At 69.7% G+C, this 15674-nt stretch carries 14 protein-coding genes; 11 read left to right on the top strand and 3 right to left on the bottom strand.

Annotated features, from left to right (window positions below; all coding sequences use genetic code 11):
* The first annotated feature begins 134 nt into the window (after positions 1–134).
* Entirely contained in the window at positions 135–380 is a 246-nt protein-coding gene (locus tag ACWD3H_RS21925; protein ID WP_355553688.1) for a hypothetical protein, read from the top strand.
* Between the two features lie 50 nt (positions 381–430).
* On the opposite strand, the gene ACWD3H_RS21920 is transcribed toward ACWD3H_RS21925, so the two are convergent.
* From ACWD3H_RS21920 to ACWD3H_RS21910, 3 genes are all read right to left on the bottom strand, one after another.
* On the bottom strand, positions 431–1009 hold the full coding sequence (locus ACWD3H_RS21920; RefSeq protein WP_451956371.1) for a Uma2 family endonuclease: 579 nt from the start codon (positions 1007–1009) through the stop codon (positions 431–433).
* A 78-nt stretch (positions 1010–1087) separates the two neighbouring features.
* On the bottom strand, positions 1088–2398 hold the full coding sequence (locus tag ACWD3H_RS21915; RefSeq protein WP_355553694.1) for an MFS transporter: 1311 nt from the start codon (positions 2396–2398) through the stop codon (positions 1088–1090).
* A gap of 81 nt (positions 2399–2479) precedes the next feature.
* Complete coding sequence (locus ACWD3H_RS21910; protein WP_451956285.1) at positions 2480–4141, bottom strand: class I adenylate-forming enzyme family protein; 1662 nt, start codon at positions 4139–4141, stop codon at positions 2480–2482.
* Positions 4142–4412: 271 nt separating this feature from the next.
* Here ACWD3H_RS21910 and argC point away from each other — a divergent pair, with 271 nt between their 5' ends.
* From argC to tyrS, 10 genes are all read left to right on the top strand, one after another.
* Positions 4413–5435: an N-acetyl-gamma-glutamyl-phosphate reductase gene (gene argC / locus ACWD3H_RS21905; RefSeq protein ID WP_451956284.1), complete on the top strand. Its 1023-nt coding sequence runs from the start codon at positions 4413–4415 to the stop codon at positions 5433–5435.
* The gene (gene argJ, locus ACWD3H_RS21900) at positions 5432–6586 is read left to right on the top strand and encodes a bifunctional glutamate N-acetyltransferase/amino-acid acetyltransferase ArgJ (protein ID WP_451956283.1); all 1155 of its coding nucleotides are present in this window, start codon (positions 5432–5434) and stop codon (positions 6584–6586) included. Before argC ends, argJ begins: the two co-directional genes overlap by 4 nt.
* Positions 6583–7512, top strand: a complete 930-nt coding sequence (gene argB, locus ACWD3H_RS21895; protein WP_355553702.1) for an acetylglutamate kinase — start codon at positions 6583–6585, stop codon at positions 7510–7512. Before argJ ends, argB begins: the two co-directional genes overlap by 4 nt.
* 56 nt (positions 7513–7568) lie before the next feature.
* Entirely contained in the window at positions 7569–8720 is a 1152-nt protein-coding gene (locus ACWD3H_RS21890) for an acetylornithine transaminase (RefSeq protein WP_451956370.1), read from the top strand.
* Positions 8710–9690, top strand: a complete 981-nt coding sequence (argF, locus tag ACWD3H_RS21885) for an ornithine carbamoyltransferase (RefSeq protein WP_451956282.1) — start codon at positions 8710–8712, stop codon at positions 9688–9690. The genes ACWD3H_RS21890 and argF overlap by 11 nt, the downstream gene beginning before the upstream one ends.
* A gap of 8 nt (positions 9691–9698) precedes the next feature.
* Entirely contained in the window at positions 9699–10226 is a 528-nt protein-coding gene (locus ACWD3H_RS21880) for an arginine repressor (RefSeq protein ID WP_355624911.1), read from the top strand.
* Positions 10227–10262: 36 nt separating this feature from the next.
* Positions 10263–11462 (top strand): argininosuccinate synthase, encoded by a 1200-nt coding sequence (locus tag ACWD3H_RS21875; protein WP_350956937.1) that lies wholly within the window; start codon positions 10263–10265, stop codon positions 11460–11462.
* 41 nt (positions 11463–11503) lie between these two features.
* Positions 11504–12922 carry an argininosuccinate lyase gene (argH, locus tag ACWD3H_RS21870; protein ID WP_350927345.1) on the top strand — a complete coding sequence of 473 codons (1419 nt, stop codon included), beginning with the start codon at positions 11504–11506 and terminating at the stop codon, positions 12920–12922.
* Positions 12922–13572 (top strand): DNA-3-methyladenine glycosylase, encoded by a 651-nt coding sequence (locus ACWD3H_RS21865; RefSeq protein ID WP_355553712.1) that lies wholly within the window; start codon positions 12922–12924, stop codon positions 13570–13572. Before argH ends, ACWD3H_RS21865 begins: the two co-directional genes overlap by 1 nt.
* A gap of 138 nt (positions 13573–13710) precedes the next feature.
* Entirely contained in the window at positions 13711–14979 is a 1269-nt protein-coding gene (gene tyrS / locus ACWD3H_RS21860) for a tyrosine--tRNA ligase (RefSeq protein WP_355553715.1), read from the top strand.
* Positions 14980–15674 lie beyond the last annotated feature (695 nt).

Here is a 15674-nt window from a genome sequence, read left to right as displayed (position 1 = left end):
CCGGAACCTTCATTCCGCCCCGTGGCCCGGCCACGGGCGGATCTTCCCTCGGGAGGGACGATGAGGTACCCGCCGGTCGATCCGGGTGGCCTGCTCGTTCGGCGTGGCGGAGAGGCTTCCCCCGGGAGGGGACGATGAGGCATCTGCTGGTGTTCGCCGAGCGCGACGCCGCCGAGGAGGTCGCCGAGATCGTGGCCGAGGAGTTTCCGATGATCGGCGTGCCTGCCGTGGTCAGGGAGACCCTCGCGGGTGAGGACGACGCCGAGGACGCCCAGTGGCTCGTGGTGGTCGAGGACCCCGCCGAGACCCTCACGCCGGAGGGCCTGGCCCGCCTGGACACCCTGCTCGAGGATTGCGACGGCTGGCGCGAGACCGGGTGATGGTCGGCCGGGTGCCGCGTCACGAGGGGCGTGGGCTCCGACCGGAGGACTCAGAGTTTGTCGATCTCGGTCAGGTCGATGTCGATGTCGAAGGGGGCCGAGATCTTGAGCCGGTCGTGGTGGATGCCGGTGAGAACGTAGGACCGGGCGACTGGGTCGAGTTCGTAGACGTAGACCGCCGGCCTTCCCGACTGGTTCTCGACCAGCCAGAAGTGTGCGATGCCCGCCTCGGCGTACAGCGTCGGTTTGCGGTCGCGGTCGCGCCGCTCGGAGTCCGGCGAGATGACCTCCACGGCCAGCACGACGTCCTCCGCCCGGTAGAAGGTCTGTTCCGGGCTGTGCTCGGCGGAGGCGTGGATGACGCTCACGTTCGGTTCGGGCCGCTGCTGCCTGCCCAGCACGACGCTCATCTCCCGGCGCGCGCGAAGATCGGCGGGCGCGGCGTGACGGAGGGCGTCGACCAGCAGATCCACCGCTCGCATGTGAAAAGAAGCCTGAGGACTCACGAAGACCAGGCTTCCATCGATTAACTCTGTGTGTGCAGGCAATTGCGGAATGCGATCGAGATCCTCGGCGGTGAATCCCCCCGGCGGGGGGAACACCCAGTCGGGCAGCGAGGACTCCGTCATCTCGGGGCTCCGTACGTCGACCGTCATGACCTCACAGTAGCAACAGGATTCCATTCTGTGAGGGTGGTTGCGGGTGGCTTAGCCCTGGACGGGAGTGACCTCCTCGCGGCGGGCGCGCTCCCTGAGAGCGTGCTCGTCGGTGCGGGCGTCGTAGTCGCGGAACCTCGGCAGCAGTGCGGCCATCGCGGCCACCGCGCCGACGCACAGCAGACCGCCCGCGCCCAGGGAGAAGCGGGTCCCGCCGAGCTGGGCCATCAGGCCGGCCCTGGCGTTGCCCAGCATCGGGCCGCTGGTGTAGGAGAGCAGCTCGATGCCCGCCAGGCGGCCGCGGAACTCGTCGGGGATGGTCTGGTTCCAGATGGTCGAGCGGAAGACGCCGCTGATCATGTCGGCGGCCCCGGCCACGGCGAGGAAGGCGAAGATGCCCCAGACGCTGGGCATGAGCGCCGCCAGCGCCACCGCCACGCCCCACACGGCCGCCGCGACGATCACGCCGAGGCCGTGGCGGTGCACGTGCCTGGTCCAGCCGGAGGTGACCGAGGCGATCAGCGAGCCGACGGCCGAGGCGGAGAAGAAGAGCCCCAGGGCCTCGGGGACGCCCAGCTCGTCGGCCAGGAACGGGTACAGCGCGGTGGAGAAGGCGAAGATCATCGCGGCGACGTCGACCAGGTAGGTGCCCATCAGGTCGGGGCGGCCCACGGCGTAGCGGACCCCGTCGACCAGTGACCTGATCGAGGCCGCGGGGGCGTTCTCCCGCTGCGGCTGGGCCCGCACCATCTGCAGCAGGACCAGGGAGAGCAGGAAGGTCACCACGTTGACGCCGTACGCGACGGCGACGCCGAACCAGGCCGCGATCAGGCCGCTGAGGCCCGGGGCGACGATGGCGCCCAGGTTCCACCGGAAAGCGCTGAGCGCGGCGGCCGCGGTCAGCTGGTCGTGCCTGACCACGCGGGGCAGCAGCGACTCCAGGCTGGGCCGTTGCAGGCTGCCCAGCCCGGCCGAGAGTGCGCCGACCACGTACAGCACCCAGACCTGCGGCTTGGGCAGCAGCGCGTTGACGGTCAGGATCAGGACCGTGAGGCAGAGCCCCACCTCGGTGTAAAGGATGATCTTGCGCCGGTCCAGCGCGTCGGCGATCGCCCCGCCCCAGAGCCCGCACACCACCATCGGGACGAACTCGGCCACGCTGACCAGGCCGACCGCCAGGTAGGAGCCGGTCAGCTCCTTCATCTGCAGCGGGACCGCGACCAGGGTCAGGAAGGTGCCGAACATCGTGACGACGCCGGAGCCGAAGAGCAACCGGAAGTCACGGGAGTCGCGGAGCGGGCTGAGGTCCATCGTCAGGCGGCGGAGCAGGGTTCTGATGGACCGGTCAGCGTTTTCTGGCACGAACAGGTAGTTTCGGCGGTGACCTGCGCGGAGGGCAACTCATTTTCCGGCAGGTCACCGCCGGGTCGAGCGCGGCGGGCGTCAGGAGCCCAGGACCTCCCTGCGCAGGTGGGTTTTGAGGATCTTGCCACCGGGGTTGCGGGGAAGTTCCGTGTCACGCACCCAGAACCTGACCGGGACCTTGAAGGGGGCGATCCGCTCGCGCAGGAAGGCCTGCAACTCCTCGGCGGTCGCCGGGGACGACAGCCGCACCACCGCGCCGACCTCCTCGCCCAGTTCCTCATGGGGGATGCCGATCACCGCGGCGTCGTCGACCGCCGGGTGCTCGAACAGGGCGGCCTCGACCTCGGCGCAGTAGACGTTCTCGCCGCCGCGGATGACCATGTCCTTGGCCCGGTCCACGATGAACACGAACCCCTCGGAGTCCACCCTGGCCAGGTCACCGGTGTGCAGCCAGCCGCCGACGAAGGTCTCGGCGGTGGCCTCGGGACGGTTCCAGTAGCCCAGGATGACGTTCGGTCCGCGCAGGCAGAGCTCGCCGACCGCGCCGACCGGCAGCTCGTCGCCGAGCGGATCGGCGATCTTCACCTCGACCACCGCCATCGGCAGGCCGATGCTGTCGGGTTTGGCCAGATAGTCGGTGCCGGCGTTGCTGATGGCGAGCGCGGTGGTCTCGGTCATGCCGTACCCGTTGGAGGGGGCGCGGCTGGGCAGTTGCTCGGTGATGCGCTCCAGCAGTTTCGGCGGGGCGGGGGCACCGCCGTACCCGAGGGCGTTGAGGCTGGAGATGTCGTGCTTGTCCAGGTCGGGGTGGGACAGGAGCTGCCATACGTTGGTGGGCACGCCGGTGAGCCCTGTGATCTTCTCGCGCTCGATCAGTTTCAGCGCGCGGCCCGCGTCCCACTTGTACATCAGCACCAGGCCGCTCCCGCTGAACATGGTGGTGGTCATCACCGCGAAGCAGCCGGTGACGTGGAAGAGCGGAACGGTGAGCAGGGTGACACGGCGCTGCCCCGCCGTCTCGCCCGGGTCCCCGCCAGCCCTGACCATGCTGCGGTACATGCCGTAGGCGACGGTCATGGGCGACTGCCCGACGTTGCGATGGCTGCCGAGCGCGCCCTTGGGGCGGCCCGTGGTGCCGGAGGTGTAGAAGATCGTTGCCGGATCCTCGGGGGAGAGGTCGACCGGCGGCAGCGTCACGTCCGCCGCCACCTCGCCCATCACCTCCTCGAACGCGCGGGCGCCCTCGGGCACCTCGCCGCGGGTCACGATCAGTGCCGGGGGCAGGCCGGTGAGCCCGGCCGCCCGTTCGCCGTCGGCGATCAGCACCTTGGCGCCGGAGTCCGACAGGCCGTACTCCAGTTCCTGCGGGGTCCACCAGGCGTTGAGTGGAACGGCTATCGCCCCGATGGCCAGCGCGGCCGAGAAGGCGATCACCCATTCGGGGTAGTTGCGCATGGCGATGGCGACCCGGTCGCCCTTGGCCACGCCGTACTCGTCCACCAGACGCCGTGCGAGCGTGGCCGCCCGCCTGAAGTGCTCCTCGTAGGTGATGTGCTCGTCTTCGTACGTCAGGAAGATCTTGTCGCCGTGAAACCGGCTCGTCTCGAGGAGCGCCCGGAAGTCGCGGGGGGCGTGCTTCCAGGTTTTGACGGTCCCGCCGTGGCCGGGGACCTCGTCCATCTCGAAAAGCTGTCCGGGACCGGTGAGCTGGGCCTGGACCTGGTCATGGGTGACAGTCATGCGTTCGCACTCCCGAAGGGTGGAAGGACCGGAGGTCGCCACGATACTGACCGGTAGGTATGCGCAACAATGCCGACACGCAACTGATTGCCTCGTCCCCGCAATCGAGAGCCGAAAAGCATGATTTTTGCGACTTTTCCGCTGCTCTGGGGCATTCCGTAAGCCGGTAACCCCCGCATAACCGGCTTGCATGACAATCCCCGGAGATGCATAATCTCTCTAGCAAGAGCATGAGTGAGTGTGTATGAACATGCAGAGATCAGGGGGGCCGATGAGAGCGGCGATCGCGGGTGCCAGCGGCTACGCCGGGGGTGAGCTCCTGCGCCTGCTGCTGTCCCACCCCGGCATCGAGATCGGCGCGCTGACCGCGGCCTCAAGCGCCGGTACGGCGCTCGGCGCCCACCAGCCGCACCTGGCCCCGCTGGCCGGCCGGATCCTGCTGGAGAGCACCCCCGAGACCCTCGGCGGCCACGACCTCGTCTTCCTCGCCCTGCCGCACGGCCAGTCGGCCGCCGTCGCCGAGCAACTCGGAGACGGCACCCTCGTCGTCGACTGCGGCGCCGACTTCCGGCTCACCGACCCCGCCGCCTGGGAGCACTTCTACGGCGGAACCCACGCCGGCACCTGGCCGTACGGGCTGCCCGAGCTGCCGGGCCGGCGCGAGGAGCTGCGCGCGGCCTCCAGGATCGCCGTGCCCGGGTGCTACCCGACGGCGGTCACCCTGGCGATGTTCCCCGCCTTCGCCGCCGGCCTCGTCGGGCCCGACGTGGTGGTGGTAGCCGCCAGCGGCACCAGCGGAGCGGGCCGGGCGCCCAAGCCGAACCTCCTGGGCAGCGAGGTGATGGGCTCGGCCAGCGCGTACGGCGTCGGCGGCGTCCACCGGCACACCCCGGAGATGGAGCAGAACCTCTCCCCGTTGGCGGGTGAGCCGGTCACCGTCTCCTTCACCCCCGTGCTGGCGCCGATGAGCCGCGGCATCCTCGCCACCTGCAGCGCGCCCGCCAGAGCGGGCCTCACCCCGGCGGTCCTGCGCGAGGCGTACGAGGTCGCCACCAAGGACGAGCCGTTCCTGCGGCTGCTCCCCGAGGGCCAGTGGCCCGCGACCTCGATGACTCTCGGAGCCAACACCGCCGCCCTCCAGGTCGTCCTGGACGAGCGTGCGGGCCGCGTCGTCGCCGTCGTCGCCATCGACAACCTGACCAAGGGAACGGCGGGCGGGGCCATCCAGAGTGCCAACCTCGCCCTCGGCCTGCCGGAAGAGCTAGGCCTTCCTCTCAATGGAGTCGCCCCATGAGCGTGACCGCCCCCCTCGGCTTCCGGGCGGCGGGTGTCGCCGCCGGAATCAAGTCCGGTGCCGCCCGCGACCTGGCACTGATCGTCAACGACGGCCCCTCTCGCGCCGCGGCGGGAGTCTTCACGGCCAACCGGGTGAAGGCCGCGCCCGTCCTGTGGTCCGCGCAGGTGTTGTCCGGGGGCCGGGTCCACGCGGTGGTCCTCAACTCCGGCGGCGCCAACGCCTGCACCGGGCCGCTGGGTTTCCAGGACACCCATGCCACCGCGGAGAAGGTCGCCGAGGCACTGGGAGACTCGGCCGGCGAGATCGCGGTCTGCTCCACCGGCCTGATCGGTGAGCGCCTGCCGATGGAACCGCTGCTGGCGGGGGTCGATCTCGCGGTCTCACAGCTCGCCAGGGACGGCGGGCTGGCCGCCGCCGACGCCATCCGCACCACCGACACCGTCTCGAAGATCTCCTTCAGGAAGGGCGCCGGCGGCTACATGGTCGGCGGCATGGCCAAGGGCGCGGGCATGCTCGCCCCGGGCCTCGCCACCATGCTCTCGGTGATCACCACCGACGCCGACCTGCCCGCCGAGCAGCTCGACGAGGTGCTCCGCAAGGTGACGCGGGTCACCTTCGACCGGCTCGACGCCGACGGTTGCATGTCCACCAACGACACGGTGCTGCTGCTGGCCAGCGGCGCCTCCGGTATCACTCCCGACCTCGCCGAGTTCGAGCAGGTCCTCCTCGCGGTCTGCGCCGACCTCGCCCGCCAGCTGCTGCTGGACGCAGAGGGCGCCTCCAAGGCGATCGCCATCGAGGTCGTCGGCGCCGTCTCAGAGGAGGACGCGGTCACCGTCGGTCGTACCGTCTCCCGGTCGAATCTCCTCAAGTGCGCCATCCACGGAGAGGACCCCAACTGGGGCCGGGTGCTGTCGGCCGTCGGCACCACCGACGCCGTCTTCGAGGCCGACCGGCTCAACGTGGCCATCAACGGCATCTGGATCTGCCGGGGCGGTGCCGCGGGCGACGACCGCTCCAAGGTCGACCTCACCCCGCGCGATGTGACGATCACCATCGACCTGTCGGCGGGCCCGCACTCGGCGACGATCCACACCACCGACCTCACCGCCGATTACGTCCACGAGAACTCGGCGTACTCCTCATGAGGCGGGCCGAGGCCCTGGCGAAGGCCACCACGCTGATCGAGGCGCTGCCCTGGCTCGCCAGCTTCCACGGTGCGACCGTCGTCATCAAGTACGGCGGCAACGCGATGACCGAGGAGCACCTGCGCGAGAAGTTCGCCGCCGATGTCGTCTTCCTGCGCTACGCCGGGCTCAGACCGGTGATCGTGCACGGGGGAGGCCCGCAGATCAACGCCCACCTCGACCTGCTCGGCATCGAGTCCACCTTCACCGCCGGGCTCAGGGTCACCACCCCCGAGGCCATGCGGGTCGTCAGGATGGTCCTCGTCGGCCAGGTCAACCGCGACGTGGTCGGTCTGATCAACAGGCACGGGCCGTTCGCCATCGGCATGTCCGGCGAGGACGCCCACCTGTTCACCGCCGTGCGCAAGCACGCCGTCGTCGACGGCGCCAGCGTCGACATCGGCCAGGTCGGCGACATCGTCAACGTCGAGGCCGGAGCCGTGCGGGCGCTGCTGGAGGACGGGCGGATCCCGGTGATCTCATCGGTCGCGCGCAGTGAGGACGGCACCGTCTACAACGTCAACGCCGACACCGCCGCCGCCGCGCTCGCCGTGGCGCTCCAGGCGTCCAAGCTGATCGTCCTGACCGATGTCGAGGGCCTGTACCGTGACTGGAGCCCCGATGCCGTTGACAACGAGGTCATCGACGAGCTGTCCGCCACCGAGCTGGAGAAGCTCCTGCCGACCCTGTCCAGCGGCATGATCCCCAAGATGGAGGCGTGCCTGACCGCCGTCCAGGGGGGCGTGCCGCAGGCCCACGTACTCGACGGCAGGGTGCCCCACTCGGTGCTGCTGGAGATCTTCACGGACAAGGGCATAGGAACCATGGTGCTGCCGGACGCCCCCGCGGCGACGGCCACCGCCCAGCTGAAGGGGAACGACACGTGAGCCCGCAGGAAAGTCCCGCCACAGAGGCGCTCAGCACGCGCTTCGAGGCCGCCTTCATGGCCAACTACGGGGTGCCCCCGGTGGCACTGGCCCGAGGCGAGGGCACGAGGGTCTGGGACGTCGACGGCCGCGAGTACCTCGACCTGATCGGCGGCATCGCGGTCAGCTCGCTCGGCCACGCCCACCCGGCGCTGGTGGAGGCCGTCTCCAGGCAGGTCGCCACCCTCGCCCACACCAGCAACCTCTTCCTGCACGAGCCCGAGGTACTGCTCGCCGAGCGCCTGCTCAGCCTGCTCGGTGCCCCCGCCAAGGTGTTCTTCACCAACTCCGGCACCGAGGCCAACGAGGCCGCGCTGAAGCTCGCCATCAAGTACGGCAAGTCGAACGGCCGCACCTACTTCGTGGCCGCCGAGAACGCCTTCCACGGCCGGACCCTCGGCGCGCTCGCCCTGACCGGCAAACCCTCCATCCGTGACCAGTTCGGGCCCTTCCCGATTGATGTTCGTTTCGTGCCGTACGGTGACGCCGACGCGCTCAAGAGCGCGGTGACCGGCGAGTGCGCCGCGGTCTTCCTCGAACCCACCCAGGGGGAGGCGGGGGTCGTGCCCCCGCCCGAGGGCTACTTCACGGCGGCCAGGGAGATCTGCGACGCCACAGGCGCGCTGCTGGTCGCGGACGAGATCCAGTCGGCGATCGGCCGCACCGGGCACTGGTTCGCCCACCAGCACGAAGGCATCCTGCCCGACGTGCTCACCCTGGCCAAGGGCCTCGGCGGAGGCATGCCGATCGGCGCCTGCGTCGGCTTCGGCGCGGCGGCCGCGGTTTTCGCCCAGGGCGACCACGGGTCCACCTTCGGCGGCAACCCCGTCTCGACCGCCGCGGCGCTCGCCGTGCTCGACACGATCGACACCGACGGCCTGCTGGAGCACGTGCGTACCGTCGGGGCCGAACTCGCCGACGGCATCGCCGCGATCGACCACCCGCTGCTCGCCGGTGTCCGGGGCAGGGGCCTGTGGCTGGCCGTTCTGCTGACCGACGACCGCTCCGCCCACTTCCAGACCGCCGCGCGGCGAGCCGGTTTCCTGGTCAACGCCCTCCAGCCCCACGCGGTGCGGCTCGCACCCCCGCTGGTGATCACCTCCGCTCAGGTCGCCGCCTTCGTGGCCGCGCTCCCAGCGATCCTCGACGAGGCCGCCGATGCCCAGTAACCTCTCCGCGCAGGCGCCCGTCAGGCACTTCCTGAAGGACGACGACCTCTCGTCCGCCGAGCAGGCCCAGGTGCTCGACCTGGCCGAGGCCATGAAGAAGGACCGTTACGGCTACCGCCCCTTCGAGGGCCCGCAGACCGTCGCCGTCCTCTTCGACAAGCCGTCCACCCGCACCCGGGTCTCCTTCGCCGTCGGCATCGGCGAGCTCGGCGGCCTTCCCCTGATCGTCGACGCAGGCTCCTCCCAGATGGGCCGGGGTGAGTCGATCGAGGACACCGCCCGGGTCCTGGAGCGTCAGGTGAGCGCCATCGTGTGGCGTACCTCGGGCCAGGACAGGGTCGAGGCCATGGCCTCGGCCTCCTCGGTGCCGGTGGTCAACGCCCTCACCGACGAGTTCCACCCCTGCCAGATCCTCGCGGACCTGCAGACCGTCAGGGAGCACTTCGGCAGGACCGCCGGACTCACCCTGGCCTACTTCGGGGACGGCGCCAACAACATGGCCCACTCCTACCTGCTCGGCGGCGCCGTCGCCGGCATGCACGTGCGGGTCGCCGCCCCCGCCGGGTACCTGCCGGATCCGAAGATCCTCCGGCGGGCCGCCAAGGTCGCCGAGGAGACCGGAGGATCGGTCACCGTGCTCACCGACCCGGCCCAGGCCGCCGCGGGCGCGGATGTCCTCGCCACCGACACCTGGGTCTCCATGGGGCAGGACGGCAAGGAGCAGCGGGTCGCCGACCTCATGCCCTACCAGGTCAACGCCGCGCTGGTGGACCGGGCGGCGCCCGGCGCCATCGTCCTGCACTGCCTGCCCGCCTACCGCGAGCTGGAGATCTCCGCCGAGGTCCTCGACGGCCCGCGGAGCCTGGTATGGGACCAGGCCGAGAACCGGCTGCACGCCCAGAAGGCCCTGCTGCACTGGCTGATCTCGGTGAGCGGTCCGGACGCGCCCGGGGGCGGGGTGGTCGCGTGACGATCCCGATGACCAAGGTCGCCCGTCAGGCCAGGATCGCCGACCTGCTGCAGCGGCAGCCCGTCAGATCCCAGCCGGAGCTGGCCAAGCTCCTGCTGGAGAGCGGGGTCGAGGTCACCCAGGCCACCCTCTCCCGGGACCTGGACGAGCTCGGCGCGCTCAAGCTGCGCGCCGAGGACGGCTCCCTGGTCTACGCCCTGCCCGGTGAGGGCGGCGGCCGGATAAGGCTGGCCAGGCTCGGCACCGGCGAGTCCCCGGCCGCCCGGCTCAGCCGGCTCGCCGAGGAACTCCTCGTCTCGGCCGAGGCCTCCGCCAACCTGATCATCGTCCGCACGCCACCGGGCGCCGCCCAGTTCCTCGCCTCCGCCATCGACCACGCCGACTGGGAGTCCATCCTCGGCACGGTCGCCGGAGACGACACGATCCTCGTCATCAGCCGTGACCCGGCGGGCGGGGCAGCGGTCGCCGAGGGGCTGCTCAGGCACGCCGACCGACGTATTCAGCCCGCTCAGGCGGGCGATCCCGGCACCATCTGAGACTTGTGACGAACGAATAACTTGGAGAGATCAATTATGACTGACCGGGTCGTACTCGCCTTCTCCGGCGGCCTCGACACCTCCGTGGCCATCCCCTTCCTCGCCGAGAAGACCGGCGCCGAGGTGATCGCGGTCGCCGTCGACGTCGGCCAGGGCGGCGAGGACATGGAGATCATCCGCAAGCGGGCCATCGACTGCGGCGCCGTGGAGTCCGTCGTCGTGGACGCCCGCGAGGAGTTCGCCGCCGACTTCTGCGTGCCCGCCCTGCAGGCCAACGCCCTCTACATGGACCGCTACCCGCTGGTCTCCGCCCTGTCGCGGCCGCTGATCGTCAAGCACCTGGCCGCCGCGGCCAAGGAGTTCGGCGGCACCCACGTCTCGCACGGCTGCACCGGCAAGGGCAACGACCAGGTCCGGTTCGAGGCCGGCCTGGCCGCGCTCTTCCCCGAGCTCAAGGTCATCGCCCCGGCCCGCGACTACGCGTGGACCCGGGACAAGGCGATCGCCTACGCCGAGGAGAAGAACCTGCCGATCGAGACCACCAAGAAGAACCCCTACTCGATCGACCAGAACATCTGGGGCCGGGCCGTCGAGACGGGCTTCCTTGAGGACATCTGGAACGGCCCCATCGAGGACGTCTACTCCTACACCGCCGACCCCGCCCAGCCGCGCGAGGCCGACGAGGTCATCATCAGCTTCGTCAAGGGCGTCCCGGTGGCGCTGGACGGGCGGCACCTGACCCCGTTCCAGGTCATCGCCGAGCTGAACCAGCGCGCGGGCGCCCAGGGCGTCGGCCGCCTCGACATGGTCGAGGACCGGCTCGTCGGTATCAAGTCCCGCGAGGTCTACGAGGCGCCGGGCGCCATCGCTCTGATCACCGCGCACATGGAGCTGGAGAACGTCACGGTCGAGCGCGACCTGGCCAGGTTCAAGCGGTCGGTGGACCAGCGCTGGGGCGAGCTCGTCTACGACGGCCTCTGGTTCTCCCCCCTCAAGAAGGCCCTGGACGTCTTCATCGCCGAGGCCCAGGAGCACGTCACCGGCGAGATCCGGATGACCCTGCACGGCGGCCGGGCCACGGTCACGGGCCGGCGATCGGAGGCGTCGCTGTACGACTTCAACCTCGCCACCTACGACACCGGCGACACCTTCGACCAGTCTCTCGCCAAGGGCTTCGTCGAGCTGTGGAGCCTTCCCTCCAAGATTGCCTCCGCCCGGGACGCCCGGCTGGGCTGAGTGGGCTAAGGTCGCGGATTGAATGGGGAGGGAGAACAACGGTGACTGATGGTGGCAAGCCGATGCGGCTGTGGGGCGGCCGGTTCGAAGGAGGTCCGGCCGACGCGCTGACCAGGCTCTCTGTGAGCGTGCACTTCGACTGGCGGCTGGTGCCGTACGATCTGCTGGCCTCGCGCGCGCACGCCCGGGTGCTGCACCGTGCGAACCTGCTGACCGACGACGAACTGGCACGCATGCTCGGTGCCCTGGACGACCTGGAGCGAGCCTGCAAGGAGGGCGAGTTCCGGCCGACCGTCGCCGACGAGGACGTCCACACCGCGCTGGAGCGCGGCCTGCTGGAACGCCTCGGCACGCTCGGTGGCAAGCTCAGAGCCGGCCGCAGCCGCAACGACCAGGTTGCCACCGATCTGCGGCTCTACCTCCGCGATCACGTCAGGCACATCGTGTCCCGGCTGGTGGAGCTGGAGACCGCGCTGATGAGCCAGGCCGAGGAGCACGCCGAGACGGCGGCCCCCGGCATGACCCACCTGCAGCACGCCCAGCCGGTCTCGTTCGGCCACCAGCTCCTGGCGCACGTGCACGCCTTCGCCCGCGACATCGAGCGGCTGCGCGACTGGGACCGGCGCGCGGCCGTCTCCCCGCTCGGCTCCGGGGCGCTGGCCGGGTCCTCCCTGCCGCTCGACCCGCAGGCCGTGGCCAGGGAACTGGGCTTCGACTCCGCCGCGCCCAACTCGATGGACGCGGTCGCCGACCGCGACTTCGCCGCCGAGTTCCTGTTCGACGCGGCGATGATCGGCGTGCACCTGTCCCGGCTGGGCGAGGAGATCGTCCTGTGGGCCTCGCAGGAGTTCCGCTGGATCGAGATGGACGACGCCTACTCCACCGGCTCGTCGATCATGCCGCAGAAGAAGAACCCCGACGTGGCCGAGCTCGCCCGGGGCAAGAGCGGCCGCCTCATCGGCAACCTGATGTCGCTGCTGACGACGCTCAAGGGCCTGCCGCTGACCTACAACCGGGACCTGCAGGAGGACAAGGAGCCGGTGTTCGACTCCGTCGACAGCCTGCTGCTCGTCCTTCCCGCCATGGCCGGGCTCGTCGCGACCATGCGCGTCAACACCGCCAAGCTGGAGGCCTCGGCCCCGGACGGGTTCGCGCTGGCCACCGACCTGGCCGAGCTGCTGGTCCGCCGGGGCGTCGCCTTCCGCGAGGCCCATGAGGCGGTCGGGCACCTGGTCGTCTGGTGCCAGGTCAACGACAAGGACTTCGGCGAGCTCACCGACGACGAACTGGCCAAGGTCTCGCCGCACTTCACGCCTGACTCCCGCGAGGTCCTCTCGGTGCCGGGCGCGCTGGCCGCCCGCAAGGCGCACGGCGGTACGGCGCCGGACCGGGTCCGCGACCAGCTCGTCGCGCTCCGCGAGATCGTCGACGCCCAGGCGGCCTGGGCGATCGGGAACTGATGTCCGCTGAAGAGCACGGCGGGCACTCGCTCGCCGCGCCCGCGCCGCTGGCGCGCGACTTCTTCGACCGGCCCGCCCACGAGATCGCTCCGGATCTGCTGGGACGAGTACTCGTGCACGGGCCGGTCGCGCTGCGTCTCACCGAGGTCGAGGCGTACGGCCTGCCGGGTGAGGATCCCGCGTCGCACACCTACCGGGGCCGGACGCCGCGCAACGCGGTGATGTTCGGCCCACCGGGCCACCTGTACGTCTACTTCACATACGGCATGCATTTCTGCGCCAACCTCACCTGCCTTCCCGAGGGGACGGGGTCCGGGATACTGCTCAGGGCCGGAGAGGTGATCTCCGGTATCGGGACCGCCATGGCCCGCCGGAGAGCGGGAAGCGCCCGTGCCGTCCGGGAAGTCGATCTGGCCAGAGGACCGGCGCGTCTGGCCGTGGCGCTCGGTTTCACCCTGGAGCACAACGGACTCGATGTCTGCGTCCCGGGATCGCTCTCCGTGATCGATGGCGAACCCGCCGTGGCCGCATCCGTCCGGTCGGGGCCGCGCACCGGGGTCTCGTCGGGAAAGGAGACGCCCTGGCGTTTCTGGATCGACGGCGACCCCACCGTCTCGCCCCATCGTCCGCACGTGCCGCGCCGCCGGTAGGCCACCCGTGCGCTCCTCCTCGCTTCCCCGCTGGTCGGCTCGCGCTCGAGGAGGGTTTCGAGTGGCGCGACGGTGCCGCGATCGGGCAGGGTGTACGAGAGCGCTAAATGTCCCTTCGAGCATTGGAAAGCAAGGATCGTGACCGACATTCTGGATGACCTCGCCTGGCGCGGCCTGATCGCGCAGTCCACCGACATCGACACCCTGCGCGGGGCGATGGCCGAGGGTCCGATCACGGTCTATTGCGGCTTCGACCCGACCGCGCCCTCGCTGCACGTCGGCAACCTGGTCCCGTTGCTGACCCTCACCCGCCTGCAGCGGGCGGGTCACCGGGTCGTCGGCCTGGTGGGCGGCGCGACCGGCCTGATCGGCGACCCCAGCGGTCGGAGCACCGAGCGCTCGCTGAACTCGTCCGAGGTCGTGGCCGAATGGGTGGCGCGGATCCGTGTCCAGCTGGAGAAGTTCCTCGACTTCTCGGAGGAGACGGGCGGGATCCTGGTCAGCAACCTCGACTGGACCGAGGGCATGTCGGCGATCGACTTCCTGCGTGACGTCGGCAAGCACTTCCCGGTCAACCGGATGCTCGCCCGCGAGTCGGTCTCCGCCCGGCTGGGGGGAGAGGGGCTCAGCTACACCGAGTTCAGCTACCAGATCCTGCAGGCCAACGACTACCTGGAGCTGAACCGGCGCTACGGCTGCACGCTCCAGATCGGCGGCAGCGACCAGTGGGGCAACATCACCGCGGGAACCGACCTCATCCGCCGGGTGACGGGTGGCCATGTGCACGCCCTCACCGTGCCGTTGATCACCAAGGCGGACGGGACCAAGTTCGGCAAGACCGCCGGCGGCGCGGTCTGGCTCAACCCTGAGATGACCTCGCCGTACGCCTTCTACCAGTTCTGGCTGAACTCGGATGACCGGGACGTGGTGAAGTTCCTCAAGATCTACAGCTTCAGATCCCGTGAGGAGATCGAGGAGCTGGAGAAGGCCGCCGCCGCGCGGCCCGCCGCGCGCGAGGCCCAGCGAGCACTCGCGGAGGAGTTCACCACGCTGCTGCACGGTGCCGACGAGTGCGCCGCGGTGATCGCCGCCTCGGCGGCCCTGTTCGGTCAGGGGTCCCTGGAGGAGTTGCCCGCGCGCACGCTCGGGGAGGCTCTCGCCGAGGTGCCGCGTGCCGAGGTTCCCGCGCTGGGAGCGTCCTTTGTCGACCTGCTCGCCGAGAGTGGCCTGGTCAAGTCGAAGTCCGAGGCGCGTCGCACCGTCAAGGAGGGCGGCGCCTACCTCAACAACACCAAGGTCACCGACGAGGCGTACGTGCCGTCGGCCGATGACCTGCTCCACGGACGCTTCCTGGTGCTCCGTCGTGGCAAGCGTTCGGTCGGTGGCGTCGAGATCGTCGAGGCCTGACCCCGCCCGCGCTGCCGGCCTGCTCTTCTGCCAGGTAAAGGCGATGATTACGAGGGATGGACGCCCCGGCTTCGGCTGGGGCGTTCGCCGTCTCACCGCGTAACATTCCGGTAGCGAACGCGCCCGGTTTCCTTAAGGAACCCCTCTGACCTGCGGTTTTACCAAGCGTGGCTGATTTGACGATGTTCCGGGAGGGGCATAATCTTTTCAATGCCCCGGGAGCGAGCCGGACGCCTGAGCTGGCGGACGGGCCTCAGGGACACTCCACTGAACGAACTTGAGAGTTCGGACTCCGCGTAGATCACCGGAAAACCGGTTGCTTCGCTGTGGCCTGGATGACACGGTAGGTTCAGCGGGTTGCTCCGGAAGCGGAGCAAAGAAAATCCTAGTAAGTCTGCAGGGTTTGTGACAAATGGCTGAGAGCTAGCAATTTGACACAGTCTTGACAAGCGGTAGGATTTAAGTAGGAAGTAGAGCGCCCCTGGCTCTCCGATCAAGTAGTGGTCGGGGCGACGGTGTACGCGTCCGTTTCTTGAGAACTCAACAGTGTGTTAAAAGCCAGTGCATGAAGCACAACCCTGTCCAACCTGCCCTTTCATCTCATCGGGGTGGGGGACGGATTCCTTTGGTTGAACATCCATCAGTGAGATGGGTGCTTTCAGCCGGGAGCAACTGTTCAGACATTGTTTGGAGAG

The organism is Streptosporangium sp. NPDC002607 (assembly GCF_053592655.1).
Note: the sequence above shows the minus strand (reverse complement) of the source record. Positions and strands in the feature narration are given on the sequence as shown.